11 protein-coding genes, 1 pseudogene and 1 riboswitch are annotated in these 13,359 nt (G+C 67.9%); of the genes and pseudogenes, 10 read left to right on the plus strand and 2 right to left on the minus strand.

The window, feature by feature from the left end:
- The 4 genes and pseudogenes from E1285_RS19400 to lysX all read left to right on the plus strand — a co-directional run.
- Positions 1 to 223, plus strand: a pseudogene (locus E1285_RS19400) (hypothetical protein); the annotation flags it as partial.
- The gene (gene nadC, locus E1285_RS19405) at positions 220 to 1,077 is read left to right on the plus strand and encodes a carboxylating nicotinate-nucleotide diphosphorylase (RefSeq protein ID WP_132154027.1); all 858 of its coding nucleotides are present in this window, start codon (positions 220 to 222) and stop codon (positions 1,075 to 1,077) included. The pseudogene E1285_RS19400 and the gene nadC, both read left to right, overlap by 4 nt.
- 14 nt (positions 1,078 to 1,091) lie before the next feature.
- Positions 1,092 to 1,874, plus strand: a complete 783-nt coding sequence (locus E1285_RS19410; protein ID WP_132154029.1) for a type III pantothenate kinase — start codon at positions 1,092 to 1,094, stop codon at positions 1,872 to 1,874.
- Between the two features lie 98 nt (positions 1,875 to 1,972).
- Positions 1,973 to 3,466, plus strand: coding sequence for a bifunctional lysylphosphatidylglycerol synthetase/lysine--tRNA ligase LysX (gene lysX, locus E1285_RS19415; RefSeq protein WP_132154031.1), 1,494 nt, complete (start codon positions 1,973 to 1,975; stop codon positions 3,464 to 3,466).
- 40 nt (positions 3,467 to 3,506) lie between these two features.
- Here lysX and E1285_RS19420 read toward each other — a convergent pair whose 3' ends face one another.
- Entirely contained in the window at positions 3,507 to 4,607 is a 1,101-nt protein-coding gene (locus tag E1285_RS19420) for a LacI family DNA-binding transcriptional regulator (protein WP_243722907.1), read from the minus strand.
- Positions 4,608 to 5,014: 407 nt separating this feature from the next.
- Here E1285_RS19420 and E1285_RS19425 point away from each other — a divergent pair, with 407 nt between their 5' ends.
- On the plus strand, positions 5,015 to 5,245 hold the full coding sequence (locus E1285_RS19425; RefSeq protein WP_021591725.1) for a LuxR C-terminal-related transcriptional regulator: 231 nt from the start codon (positions 5,015 to 5,017) through the stop codon (positions 5,243 to 5,245).
- Positions 5,246 to 5,651: 406 nt separating this feature from the next.
- Here the strand turns inward: E1285_RS19425 and E1285_RS19430 are convergent, their stop codons facing one another.
- Positions 5,652 to 6,578 (minus strand): NlpC/P60 family protein, encoded by a 927-nt coding sequence (locus E1285_RS19430; protein WP_132154033.1) that lies wholly within the window; start codon positions 6,576 to 6,578, stop codon positions 5,652 to 5,654.
- Between the two features lie 123 nt (positions 6,579 to 6,701).
- Positions 6,702 to 6,884, minus strand: a riboswitch (cyclic di-AMP (ydaO/yuaA leader).
- A gap of 269 nt (positions 6,885 to 7,153) precedes the next feature.
- On the opposite strand from E1285_RS19430, the gene E1285_RS19435 reads away from it, so the two are divergent.
- The 5 genes from E1285_RS19435 to E1285_RS19455 all read left to right on the plus strand — a co-directional run bounded on the left by E1285_RS19435 (position 7,154) and on the right by E1285_RS19455 (position 13,290).
- Positions 7,154 to 7,681: an amino-acid N-acetyltransferase gene (locus tag E1285_RS19435; protein ID WP_132154035.1), complete on the plus strand. Its 528-nt coding sequence runs from the start codon at positions 7,154 to 7,156 to the stop codon at positions 7,679 to 7,681.
- Positions 7,682 to 7,685: 4 nt separating this feature from the next.
- Positions 7,686 to 8,483: an RDD family protein gene (locus E1285_RS19440; RefSeq protein WP_132154037.1), complete on the plus strand. Its 798-nt coding sequence runs from the start codon at positions 7,686 to 7,688 to the stop codon at positions 8,481 to 8,483.
- Between the two features lie 6 nt (positions 8,484 to 8,489).
- Entirely contained in the window at positions 8,490 to 8,999 is a 510-nt protein-coding gene (locus E1285_RS19445) for an RDD family protein (protein ID WP_132154039.1), read from the plus strand.
- Positions 9,000 to 10,067: 1,068 nt separating this feature from the next.
- Positions 10,068 to 10,391 (plus strand): Lsr2 family protein, encoded by a 324-nt coding sequence (locus E1285_RS19450; RefSeq protein WP_132154041.1) that lies wholly within the window; start codon positions 10,068 to 10,070, stop codon positions 10,389 to 10,391.
- Between the two features lie 361 nt (positions 10,392 to 10,752).
- Positions 10,753 to 13,290, plus strand: coding sequence for an ATP-dependent Clp protease ATP-binding subunit (locus E1285_RS19455; protein ID WP_132154043.1), 2,538 nt, complete (start codon positions 10,753 to 10,755; stop codon positions 13,288 to 13,290).
- The last annotated feature ends 69 nt before the right edge of the window (positions 13,291 to 13,359 follow it).

Genomic DNA, 13,359 nt, shown 5'->3' on the forward strand with positions numbered 1-13,359 from the left:
GGTGGAGGCTTGGGAGGTCACCAACCTGTACACCGTCGCTTCCGCGATCCTGCTGGCGGCGCGGCGGCGGGACGAGACGCGCGGGAGTCACTGGCGTGAGGACTTTCCCGAGCGTGCGGACGGCGCGTGGCGTGGTCATCTTGTGACGCGGCTGGCGGGGAACGTCCTGACGACCAGCTACGAACCCCTGGAAGACGAACCTCTGGAAGGAAGGCGCTCATGACTCCTGAACTCTCGCAGAGGCTGCGTCAAGCCGGGCTCGATCCACAGGTTGTGGATAACCTCGTCCGGACGGCGCTGGCCGAGGACGGTGAGGTCGACGTCACCAGCATGCCGATCTTCGCACCGGAGGAGACCGCGGCCGGGAGTCTGACCGCCCGCGATGGGGGCGTCGTCGCGGGAATCCCGGTCGCCTGCGTCGTCTTCGACGCGCTGGACGTGGCGTACGAGGCAAAAGTGGAAGACGGGGAACGTGTGGCCCCCGGGCAGGTCCTCATCGAGGTGAGCGGGCAGACCCGGGCCGTGCTGCGCGCGGAACGGACGGCCCTGAACCTGCTCACCCACCTGTCCGGAATCGCGACGGCCACCCGGATGTGGGCGGACGCCATCGCCGGCACGAAGGCCAAGGTCCGCGACACCCGCAAGACCTTGCCCGGCCTCCGCGCCCTCCAGAAGTACGCCGTGCACTGCGGCGGAGGCGTCAACCACAGGATGGGCCTGTACGACGCCGCGCTCATCAAGGACAACCACGTCGCGGCGGCCGGAAGCATCACCAAGGCGTACGAGGCGATCCGTGCCGTGTACCCGTCCCTCCACGTCCAGGTGGAGTGCGACACCCTCGCACAGGTCGAAGAGGCCGTCGCGGTGGGCGCCACTAGCATCCTGCTCGACAACATGACCGACGCCCAGATGGCGGAGGCGGTGTCGCTCGTTGCGGGGCGGGCGGAGCTTGAGGCCAGCGGTGGCCTTACCCTGGAGCGGGCCCGAGACGTCGCTGTGACCGGGGTGGACTACCTTGCCGTCGGCGCGCTGACGCACTCGGCGCATGTCTTCGACATCGGCCTTGACTTCTCCTGACCAGCGGGGACCTGATGCTGCTCACCATCGACGTCGGTAACACCCAGACCGTCCTCGGCCTGTTCGAGGGCGAGGAGGTGATCGAGCACTGGAGGATCAACACCGATCCGCGGCGGACCGCCGACGAGATCGCGGTGGTCCTGCAGGGCCTCGTCCAGCAGAGTCCGCTGCTGGCCGATACCGACATCAGTGGTATCGCGCTGTGCTCCACGGTCCCGTCCGTCCTGCACGAGATGCGGGAGATGTGCCGCCGCTACTACGGCGACGTGCCCGCGGTGATCGTGGAACCGGGCGTCAAGACCGGCGTTCCCGTCCGGATGGACAACCCGAAGGAAGTCGGCGCCGACCGCATCGTGAACGCGCTGGCCGCCGTCCACACCCACGGCGGCCCGGCGATCGTCGTCGACTTCGGCACCGCCACGACCTTCGACGCCGTCTCAGCCAAGGGCGAGTACGTGGGCGGCGCGATCGCCCCGGGCATAGAGATCTCTATAGACGCGCTGTCCTCGCGCGGCGCCCAGCTGCACAAGATCGAACTCGTCAGGCCGCGCAGCGTGGTCGCCAAGAACACCGTCGAGGCGCTGCAGTCCGGGATCATCTTCGGCTTCGCCGGGCAGGTGGACGGCATCGTCGAGCGCATGTCCGACGAGCTCTCCGAGAATCCCGACGAGATCACGGTCATCGCCACGGGCGGTCTCGCGCCGCTCGTCCTGGAGGAGTCCCGCTGCATCGACGTGTTCGAGCCGTGGCTCACCCTGATCGGCCTCCGCCTCATCTACGAGCGCAACACCCCGTAGCTCGGCCTCCGCCTCAGCTACGAGCGCGACACCCCGTAGCCCGCCGAAGGAGGGCGCTGCGGCGTCCGGCGCCAAGGGCGACGCAATAGGCTGGGCAGGTGACTGACGAGACCTTCGACGAGCTCCCGGAGCAGATGCGCGTGCGCCGGGAGAAGCTCGACCGGCTCCGCGAGAGCGGAATCGATCCCTACCCGGTGACCTTTCCGCGGACGGCGACGATCGCTGAGATCCGCGAGAAACACCCGGATCTGGAGCCGGGCACCGAGACGGGCGAGAAGGTCGGCGTCGCCGGACGCGTCATGCTGGTCCGCAACACCGGGAAGCTGTGCTTCGCGACCGTCCGGGACGGCGGCGGCGAGATCCAGATCATGCTCTCGCTGGCCAAGGTCGGGCAGGAGCAGCTCGACTTCTGGAAGCGGGAGGTCGACCTCGGCGACCACGTCGGCGTCGAGGGCGAGGTCATCACGTCCCGCCGCGGCGAGCTGTCGATCATGGCCGACCGGTTCGCGATCACGTCGAAGTGCCTGCGCCCGCTGCCGGAGAAGCACGCCGGGCTGACCGACCCGGAGGCGCGGGTCCGGCAGCGGTACGTCGATCTCATCGTCAACGACGAGGCCCGCAGGATGGCGCGGATCCGCAGCGCGACCGTCCGCGCGGTGCGGGACTTCTGGCACGACGAGGGGTACCTCGAGGTCGAGACGCCGATGCTGCAGCCGATCCACGGCGGTGCGGCGGCGCGTCCGTTCAAGACGCACATCAACGCCTACGACATGGACCTCTACCTGCGCATCGCCATCGAGCTGTACCTGAAGCGGCTCGTCGTCGGCGGCATCGACAAGGTCTTCGAGGTCAACCGGAACTTCCGGAACGAGGGCGCGGACTCCACGCACAACCCCGAGTTCACGATGGTGGAGGCCTACGGGACGTACCTCGACTACAACGACATGGCCGATCTGACCCAGCGGATGTACCAGCGGGCGGTCATCGCCGCGCTCGGCACCACCGTGGTCGTCCATGACGGCGTCGAGATCGACCTCGGCCTGGCGGAGTGGCCGCGGATCACGCTGTACGGGTCGGTGTCGGAGGCGCTCGGCGAGGAGATCACCCCGCACACGCCCATTGAGGACGTCCGTAAACTCGCGGGCGCCCGGGGGATCTCGGGGGATCCCAAGTGGGGGCAGGGCAGGCTCGTCCAGGAGCTGTTCGAGGAGCTGATCGAGCACACCCTCGTCCAGCCCACGTTCGTCATGGACTACCCGGTCGAGACGTCCCCGCTGACCCGCCAGCACCGCGAGGAGCCGCTGCTCACCGAGAAGTGGGATCTGATCGGGTTCGGGGCGGAGCTGGGCACCGCCTACTCCGAGCTGGTCGACCCGATCGAGCAGCGCCGCCGCCTGACCGAGCAGTCGCTGCTCGCCGCGGGCGGGGATCCCGAGGCCATGCAGCTGGACGAGGACTTCCTGCGCGCCCTGGAGTACGCGATGCCGCCGACGGGCGGGATGGGCGCCGGCATCGACCGCATGATCATGGCGTTCACCGGCAAGGGAATCCGCGAGACGATCCTGTTCCCGCTGGTCAAGCCCGAACAGTGATGGCGAGGCGGGCCGCTGGGCGTTCTCGCCGGGCGGCCCGCTAAGCGCTTTCTCGGATCACCAGATCGGGCCTCAGCACCACCTGGCGGTGCTGATGGGACTTGCCCTCGCCGATCTCGGCCATGGCGAGCTCGGCGGCCTCCCAGCCGAGTTCGCGGCGGGGCTGCCGGATGGTGGTCAGCGGGACGGCGGCGCTCGCGGCGAGCTCGATGTCGTCGTAGCCGATCACGGCGATGTCGCCGGGGACGCTGACGCCGAGCCGGGTGAGTTCGTTGATCAGGCCGATGGCGAGCAGGTCGTTGGCGCAGAAGACGCCGTCGGGCCGCGGTGACGACTCCAGGATCTGGTGTGCCGCGGCCTGGCCTTCGGTGGGGCTCATCGCATCCTGGACCAGGGTTACGGGCTTTCCGAAACCGGCCTCCACGATCGTGCGGGCGGCGCCTTCGCGGCGTTCGACGCACGGCTCCGGCTCGGGCACGCCGGTGACGAAGGCGATCCGCTCGCGGCCGATGCCGAGCAGGTACGCGGCGGCGATCTCCCCGCCCGCGACGTGGTCGACCTGGGCGGAGCAGCCGCCGGACGCGTCCCGGTCGATCAGCACCACGCTCATCCCGGCGGCGCGGAGCCGGGAGACGTCGCGGGCGGACAGCCCGACCGGGATGATCAGGACGCCGGCGGCGCGCTGGTCCTCCAGGAGCTCCAGCGAGCGCTGCTCTTTCGCGGCCGAGTAGTCGCTGGAGAGCCAGAGGGCGTCGTGGCCGGACGCGTTGAGCGCGGCCTCGGCCCCTCGGGCGACGTCGGTCGCGTACGGGCTGGCGAGATCCTCGACGACGACGCCGAACGCGCGGCGCGGCTCGTCGCCGAACTCGCCCGCGGTGCGTTCGGGGCCCCGTCGGAGCCGCCGCGCGGACTCGTTCCGGACGAATCCGAGCTCCTCGATCGCCGCTCGAACACGGTCACGGGTGGCTTCGGCCACGAGATCTGGCCGGTTTAGGACATTCGAAACGGTCCCAACTGAGACCCCAGCACGCCTCGCGACCTCACGAATACTGGTCTGTGGCAACTCGCTCCTCGTCCCGCTCCGGGGGCGTTGCCCCTGGTAGTGGCGTTGTGCATAGCGCGCCGGTGAATAGCCGGTCACGCATCGAGATCATCCGCACACATATTGCATCGAACCAGCGCTTGACGGGCCGGATCCGGCCGCCTAGCGTTCCGAGCCGAAGCGTAGCTTGAAACGATTCACGATCTTGTTCAAGACAGATCTGGCCGGGTCCAACGAGAAGGGGCGGGTGCGGATGGCTGGCGATCTCTTCCCGTCTCCCTCGGCTGGCCAACGAGTGAATCGTCACCCGGAGTTCCCCCGAACGACCCCCCAATCGGCCAGGCGGCCACCTCCGGCCAAGCACGCGAGACAGAAAAGGAACCCGATGATCTAGTCCGGAGGGGCTCCGGACCCGGCAACCCAACGCGCGTACAGAGGCCCAACCCGTGCCTGTGCAGCGGACGGCTGCATCCCCGCGGTCATCACCACGGACGAGGGAGGACGGAGTGGAAACAGCCACACTCGCACGTCGTGGCACCGACGATTTCGGGCTGAGCGAGGAGGAGATCCGGCTGCTCGCCCAGATCGCCAGCGGTGTCACCGCCGATGTGGCGGCACGCAAGCTGGAGTTGAGCGCACGGACCTTGCGGCGCCGGTTGCGGACGATCTGCGACCGGCTGGAGGTCAACACCCCTATCGAGGCCGTGGTGTGGGCGGCCCGGAGGCAGCTCATCTAGCTGAATCACCCCCCGACGCTCGCCTGGGGACGGCGAGCGTCACCAAGAATCCAGGTGGCGAACTCATGCGAACTCCGTCCGACCCCGCAGCGGCGGCCCCGGCGTCCTGACAGGTAGGTCCCTGCAGGCGGTGCCGCCGCGGACGGTGTTTGTTCGTAGTGTTCGTTGCAGTGCCCTTGGCGTCAGCCGCTGAGCGCACAGCCCCGGGCAGCCACACCAGCGTCACCGCACCCCGCAACAACCCCAACCGTCGCGATCGCGTCCGAAGGCAGGTTGCGAGCGGAGCGAGAAACCTGATCGCGCAGCGAGCCGCTAGGCGAGTCGGAGCGATGCAGCGATCGCACGCAGTGCCCGCCGAAGGAAGGCGCGCCAGCGCCTGACGCCAAGGGCACTGCAATAAACAAGGTCAGGCTACTCTTACGGCGCCTGCGTAGGGGCGGCCGGCCATGGGGGCGATCTTGATGACGTCGCCTGTTCTTGGGGCGTGGAGCATTTTGCCGTTGCCGACGTACATCCCCATGTGGTGGAGGTCGGAGTAGAAGAACACGAGGTCGCCCGGCTGGAGCTGGCTCCGTGACACGTGGGTGCCCGCGTTCCACTGGCTGCCGGTGTAGTGCGGGAGATTGATGCCGACCTGCTTGTAGGCCCACATCGTCAGGCCTGAGCAGTCGAAGCTGCTCGGGCCGGCGGCGCCCCACACGTACGGACGGCCGATCTTGGACATCGCGGCCCGCAGCGCCTGGGCGGCCTTGCCGGTGCCGACGACGGGGAGCTTGGCGAGCTGGGTGGGGTCCTTCTTGACGAGCTTGCCGCGCACCTTCTCGTAGGTCTCGGTGACCTTCTTGCGTTGCGCGTCGAGCTGCGTGCGCAGCTGCTTGACCTGCGTGGCGCGCGACTCGGCGGACTTGCGGGCGCGCTCGGCGGCCTGCATGGCCTGCATCAGCCCGAGGACCCTGGTGCTGTCCTGCTTGGCGAAGTAGTTGAGGGTGGCGGCCTGGTCGAGGACGGACTGCGGGTCCTGGGACGCGACGAACGACACGGTCGGGTCGGTGCCGCCCTGCATGTAGCTGGTGGCGGCCAGGGTGCTGACCTTCTCCCGGACGCTCTTGAGTGACTTCTCCTGCCGCTCGGCGTTGTCGGCGGCGACCTTGGCGGCGCGCTGCGTCTGGGCGAGCTTGACCTTCATGCCGTTGTACTGCTCGGTGAGCTTCTCCAGCTCGTCGGCGAGCTTGAGGGCCTTGGACCGAAGTTCCTTCGTGGACGGCTCGGGGTCGGCGTGGGCCACGGGCATGGTGTGCGGCGCGACTGCGACGGCGACGAGCGCGCCGGCCATGGTCGCGGCCCTGGCAAGGGATCGGGCGCCGTGGGAGCGGGTCTTCCGTCCGCCCGGGGTCGGCCGCGGGAAGCGTGAACGCGTGGGTCTTGAAAAGGGAGCGGGGCGCGGCGGCTCCACGAATTCTCCTCTCCTCGGCCGCCTACCGGGTCAGCTGACGGGTCGGGGCCAGGAGCAGCCCGTCCGCGGTAAAGCGCGGATTCACCCCTCACGGTGCGCGAGGGGCGATCCCCCGAACGCTCCAATGTGGGTCCCCGGCTCCTCCGGGGCGCTGGTTGCGGCCCGGGGACTCGGCGGTTCGGCCACCGTCCTGCGGTTGGCCGACATCAGCGCAGGACACTAACGGAACCCGGATTGGATGCCAACCAGAACATGTGAAGACGCAGGTCGCCGGGTGTGTTCACGGCAGCGCGCCGAAAGTCGATGTGTTCTGGCTCACTTCTCTGCCAGGGCTCATGGGCCTACCTAGTTGTTTTTATCTAGTCACTTGCGCGGCTGGATGGCCTTGTAAGAGCTGGATGGCCTTGTAAGAGGGGTGTCCACCTGTAGCAAGGGGGCGTGTTCGATAATCTCGCCTGTTTGTGGAGGTCGTGATCCGGCGTGCCCGCACCGCCGACGTTCAGGAGATCCGCAGGCTGGTCGATCTGTACGCCGGATCGGGACGACGCCTGCTGAAGAAGACCACGGTGAAGCTGTACGAGGATGTCCAGGAGTTCTGGGTCGCCGAGGACGTCCAGCACGGGGCGCCGGGGCCTGTCATCGGCTGCGGGGCCCTGCACGTGATGTGGGAGGACCTCGCCGAGGTCCGCTCGGTCTCCGTCGACAAGGGATACGGCGGACGCGGAATCGGGCACCGCATCGTCGCGCGCCTTCTGGAGACCGCACGGGAACTCGGCGTGCGGAGGGTGTTCTGCCTTACCTTCGAAGTGGAGTTCTTCGCACGCCACGGCTTCCAGCAGATCCTTGGGACTCCGGTGGCGCCAGAGGTGTACGAGGAGCTTCTCGGCTCTTACGACGAAGGCGTGGCAGAGTTCTTGAACCTCGATCGGGTCAAGCCCAATACGTTGGGCAATACCCGGATGTTGCTTCGCCTGGAGGACTGACCCAATGAGCGATTCCCCCCGCCGCGGGCGGCGGCGCCACCAGCAGCCGCAGGGCCAGGGTTCCTATGGCCCGCCGCCTCCGTATCAAGGTCCCCAGCAGCAACCCCAGCAGCAGTGGCAGCAGCCCCAGCAGCAGCAGTGGGGGGGCCAGCCAGCGTACAACCAGACGTACGAGGCGCCCTATGACCAGTACGCCGGCTCCTACGGCGGCCACCACGGCGGCGAAATGGCCCTCGCCCCGATCGCGCGCCGGGCGGGCGCGCGTCTCATGGACAACGGGCTCGTCGCGGTCTTCGGCTTCGCGCTCGTCCTGCCGGTGACGATCGGTGCGTTCGGTCTGGGCAAGGCCGGCAGCAAGACCGAGGACGAGGGGGGTGTGTGGAACTGGCCCATCATCTTCACCCTCTTCGCCGTCCTGTCAGTACTGCCCTTCCTCTACGAGGCCGTTCAGTTGGCGATGTCGGGACGGACGCTGGGCAAGCGCATCATGGGCCTTGGCATCGTCCAGGCGCGTCCTGCTGGTGAGCCACTGACCATGACGCAGGCCATCTGGCGTGCTGGAATCACCCACATCGTCTACCAGGTCGGTGTTTTCTTCTTCCTCGTCCTGGCGGTGATGGTGTGGGACTACGCCGCGTACGGGATGGTGCTCGTGTGGGCGGGTGCGCTGATGGCCTACCTGTGGGCGATCTGGGATCAGCCCATGCATCAGGCGCTGCATGACCGTTTCTCCGGCACGATCGTCATCGATGAGCGCGTCGGACACGACGAGTACCACGAGTACGACGAGTACGCGGGATAAGGACGGATGGCGGCACAGCTCGCCGAGCCGGGGCAGCGTCTCCTGGCGCGCATCGCCGACACGCTCATCGTCGGCCTGCCGGTCATCATCGTCGTCCGCGCGCTGGTGTCCGGGCACACGGTGGACGTCGTCGCCCCGCCCGCCATGGCCGGCTCCATGCTGGTGTACGAGTCGATCCAGCTCGCCCTATGGGGCCGGACACTCGGCAAGCGCTTCGCCGGCATAGAAGTCATCGCGACCGCCCCCATCGAACAAGGCCCCGCCGCCGAGCGGGATCCCGGCGGCGAGGTCGGTGGGGGCGCTCGGTTGGGGGTTCCGCAGGCCGTTCTGCGGGCCGCGGTCTATTCGCTGCCGATCGCGGTCCGGCCGATTCCCGTTGTCGGGTTGCTCGCGGGCATCTTCTGGGTGGCGAACGCGGGGATGCTGTACGAGGGCACGCGCCGCCAAGCCCTCCACGACAGGTTCACAGGGACGGTCGTGGTAAAGCGGCCGCCTCCCGATTCCCCGGCCTTCTGAGGTCCTCTCAGCCCCCTTCAGGCGCACTCAGGGCGCTCATCCGAGGCGCTCTCGGCCCGCAAGTCCCTGCGGGGCGGGAGCGCTCGCACGTCCCGGAGGGGCTTTCGCGTAGATCCCAGCTCCGTTTCGGGCAGTCCGGGCCGCCCGGCGAATGCAGGCTGGATCCGGTTACGGCCCTGAATCGGCGCGGTATGTGTCTCGTCCCGGACGTGCCCTCCGCTTTGAGATGTGCATCCCGGGCCGTTGCCGTTCCGGCCATGGATCCGGTCACATAGGGCGTCGGACTTACTCCTGGATGAGATCCCACCCCGCCGGGAAGGGACCTTTAGCCCCACAACCCCACGCCATGGGTGCCTGACGCGCACCCGGCCCAGCTGTTGGACACCGGCCGGAAGAAGTGGTGCGGACGGTCGCGATTGTGCAGCAATCTCCCGATTTCGGGATGGACGACTGTCGACGGGCCCGCCCGGCGGATCGCGACCGGGAGACTTCCGGGCACGGGCGCGGCAGGCAACAGATTTTCGGTGCCGGGCAGTCGGCCGTTATCCACCCACATCCCCCGGTGGGGGCGGTGATCGCCCGTCATGCCGGGCTCCGAAGGTTCCCCGCTTTAGCTGGCACCCGGTGCGCTTAGTGCCGTTACGTCAGGGTTAATCGTTGGCCGCGGTGGAGGCGGGTCCGGCCTGTTAAGGTCGGCCGCAGGGCTCTTTTACTCCTGCCGCACTCGGGGACACCCGGCCGGCCCGAATGCCGGGACGCTTGCAAACCAGGACCAATGCGAGAGCACCCGCCCAGGTCAGCGCGGTGTGCCGTGACACCGGTCACGCCCGAAATCCGCACGGTGGTCCACGGACGGCGAAAAAAATCACGCGCCGCGACCGCCGTGGCCGCGCAGTGTCGCCGCGACGTGCCAGAAACAGCCGAGACCGATTACGCCCGGTCACGTCGGGAAGAGGACTTCGTGGAGACTGCCGGTTCAAGGGCTGTGTCGGAATTGTCATCGGCAGACTTCTCGGTATATCTTTGTCGACCGAATGTAGTTTGCTCAAGCCGAAAGGGTCTGTCCTCATGGCACAGAAGGTTCAGGTGCTTCTCCTCGACGACCTCGACGGTGGCGAGGCGGACGAGACCGTAGCGTTCTCGATCGACGGCGCCTCCTACGAGATCGACCTGAGTGGCGCCAACGCAGCGAAGCTGCGGGATTCTCTTCAGCCGTTCGTGGAGAAGTCGCGCAAGGCGGGAACGTCCTCCCGCAAGCGCCGGCAGCGCGGCGCGTCCAGCCGCGAGCGCAGCGCTGAGATCCGCGCCTGGGCCAAGAACAATGGCATCAAGGTCAATGAGCGCGGCCGGATCCCGGCCCATGTGATCGAACAGTACGAGGCGGCCAACTGATCCGGTTCACCCGCCGGCGGCCCGTCTCCCTTCGCGGGACGGGCCGTTCGCTTTCGGCGTAGCCGCCGGGCGGTTCGCGGCCCGCGCCGCGCGGTACACAGGGCGCGCGGGGTGCAACTTCACCCCCATTCGGCACTCTCGGCCCGCGCCTTGACCTACCTGCGAAAAGCCCCCGTTCGCTTGGGGCGTAGCGGGAACATGACGCACCGATGCGGTAGTTGGATGAGACTGAACAGCGCATAGCTGGGGAACGTCTCCTGGTGGGAGTGCACCGGGTGGCCTCCTCGGGGCGGGCTAGCATGCGGAAGGACAGTTCCGGACGTTCCGGACTCTGCCCAACCGCTCTGTGAGGAGCGACGAGATGTTCGAGAGGTTCACCGACCGCGCGCGGCGGGTTGTCGTCCTGGCTCAAGAAGAGGCCAGGATGCTCAATCACAACTACATCGGCACCGAGCACATCCTCCTGGGTCTGATCCACGAGGGTGAGGGTGTCGCTGCCAAGGCTCTGGAGAGCCTGGGGATCAGCCTTGAAGCGGTGCGCCAGCAGGTCGAGGAGATCATCGGCCAGGGTCAGCAGGCGCCGTCGGGCCACATCCCGTTCACTCCGCGTGCCAAGAAGGTCCTTGAGCTGTCACTGCGCGAGGCGCTGCAGCTAGGCCACAACTACATCGGCACCGAGCACATCCTGCTGGGATTGATCCGTGAGGGCGAGGGCGTCGCGGCCCAGGTCCTTGTGAAGCTCGGCGCCGACCTGAACCGTGTGCGCCAGCAGGTCATCCAGTTGCTGCACGGTTACCAGGGCAAGGAGCCGGCCGCCTCCGGCGGTCCCTCGGAGTCGGCTCCGTCGACGTCCCTTGTGCTCGACCAGTTCGGCCGCAACCTGACGCAGGCGGCGCGCGAGGGCAAGCTCGACCCGGTCATCGGCCGGGACAAGGAGATCGAGCGGGTCATGCAGGTGCTGTCCCGCCGTACCAAGAACAACCCCGTCCTGGTGGGCGAGCCCGGCGTCGGCAAGACCGCCGTCGTCGAGGGCCTCGCGCAGAAGATCGTCAAGGGCGAGGTGCCCGAGACGCTGAAGGACAAGCAGCTCTACACCCTCGACCTGGGTGCGCTGGTCGCCGGCTCCCGGTACCGCGGTGACTTCGAGGAGCGCCTGAAGAAGGTGCTCAAGGAGATCCGCACCCGCGGCGACATCATCCTGTTCATCGACGAGCTGCACACGCTCGTGGGCGCGGGCGCCGCCGAGGGCGCGATCGACGCCGCCAGCATCCTCAAGCCGATGCTGGCCCGCGGCGAGCTGCAGACCATCGGCGCCACCACGCTGGACGAGTACCGCAAGCACCTGGAGAAGGACGCCGCGCTGGAGCGCCGCTTCCAGCCGATCCAGGTCGCCGAGCCGTCGCTGTCGCACACGATCGAGATCCTCAAGGGCCTGCGGGACCGCTACGAGGCGCACCACCGCGTGTCGATCACCGACAGCGCGCTGGTCGCGGCGGCGCAGCTCGCCGACCGCTACATCAGCGACCGGTTCCTGCCCGACAAGGCGATCGACCTGATCGACGAGGCCGGCTCGCGGATGCGCATCCGCCGGATGACCGCTCCGCCGGACCTGCGCGAGTACGACGAGAAGATCGCCGACGTCCGCCGCGACAAGGAGTCCGCGATCGACGCGCAGGACTTCGAGAAGGCGGCCGCGCTGCGCGACTCGGAGAAGCAGCTGCTCGGCCAGAAGGCGCAGCGGGAGAAGGAGTGGAAGGCCGGCGACATGGACGTCGTCGCCGAGGTCACCGACGAGCTGATCGCCGAGGTCCTCGCCACCGCCACCGGCATCCCGGTCTTCAAGCTGACCGAGGAGGAGAGCACGCGCCTCCTGAACATGGAGGACGAGCTCCACAAGCGGGTCATCGGCCAGGAGGACGCCATCAAGGCGCTCTCGCAGTCGATCCGGCGTACCCGCGCCGGCCTGAAGGACCCCAAGCGTCCCGGCGGCTCGTTCATCTTCGCCGGCCCGTCCGGCGTCGGTAAGACCGAGCTGTCCAAGACCCTCGCGGAGTTCCTGTTCGGCGACGAGGACGCGCTGATCCAGCTCGACATGTCCGAGTTCATGGAGAAGCACACCGTGTCGCGGCTGTTCGGCTCCCCGCCCGGCTACGTCGGGTACGAGGAGGGCGGCCAGCTGACGGAGAAGGTCCGCCGCAAGCCGTTCTCGGTCGTCCTGTTCGACGAGATCGAGAAGGCCCACCAGGACATCTTCAACTCGCTGCTGCAGATCCTGGAGGACGGCCGCCTGACCGACGCTCAGGGCCGTGTCGTGGACTTCAAGAACACCGTCATCATCATGACGACGAACCTGGGGTCCAAGGACATCTCCAAGGGCGTCTCGATGGGCTTCGCCCGGCAGAACGACGAGCAGGGCTCCTACGACCGGATGAAGGCGAAGGTGTCGGAGGAGCTCAAGCAGCACTTCCGTCCCGAGTTCCTCAACCGCGTCGACGACACGGTCGTCTTCCACCAGCTCACGCCGGGGGAGATCATCCAGATCGTCGACCTGATGATCGCCAAGGTGGACGAGCGGCTGCACGACCGCGACATGGGCATCGAGCTGCGGCAGGAGGCCAAGGACCTGCTGGCGCTGAAGGGCTACGACCCCGTCCTGGGCGCCCGGCCGCTGCGCCGCACGATCCAGCGGGAGATCGAGGACAACCTGTCCGAGAAGATCCTGTTCAGCGAGCTCAAGCCCGGCCAGATCGTCATCGTCGGCACCGAGGGCTTCGACCTGGACAACAAGGAGGGCACGGCGGAGACCGCCAAGTTCACCTTCAAGGGCGTCCCGAAGCCGGACACCGTCCCGGACAGCCCGCCGCCCATCGAGGGCGCGGTCAACTTCAACAAGGACTGACGTCCGACCGGAAGGGCCCGCACCGGTTTCACCCGGTGCGGGCCCTTCCGCATGCCCGGGTCTCTTCAC

It is taken from the genome of Actinomadura sp. 7K507 (genome assembly GCF_004348425.1).
In the GTDB taxonomy this organism is placed as follows: domain Bacteria; phylum Actinomycetota; class Actinomycetes; order Streptosporangiales; family Streptosporangiaceae; genus Spirillospora.

Coding starts and splice junctions, on each gene's coding strand:
- nadC (WP_132154027.1), top strand. CDS start 220: ATGACTCCTGAACTCTCGCAGAGGCTGCGTCAAGCCGGGCTCGATCCA.
- E1285_RS19410 (WP_132154029.1), top strand. CDS start 1,092: ATGCTGCTCACCATCGACGTCGGTAACACCCAGACCGTCCTCGGCCTG.
- E1285_RS19430 (WP_132154033.1), bottom strand. CDS start 6,578: ATGGCCGGCGCGCTCGTCGCCGTCGCAGTCGCGCCGCACACCATGCCC.
- E1285_RS19440 (WP_132154037.1), top strand. CDS start 7,686: ATGAGCGATTCCCCCCGCCGCGGGCGGCGGCGCCACCAGCAGCCGCAG.
- E1285_RS19445 (WP_132154039.1), top strand. CDS start 8,490: ATGGCGGCACAGCTCGCCGAGCCGGGGCAGCGTCTCCTGGCGCGCATC.
- E1285_RS19450 (WP_132154041.1), top strand. CDS start 10,068: ATGGCACAGAAGGTTCAGGTGCTTCTCCTCGACGACCTCGACGGTGGC.
- E1285_RS19455 (WP_132154043.1), top strand. CDS start 10,753: ATGTTCGAGAGGTTCACCGACCGCGCGCGGCGGGTTGTCGTCCTGGCT.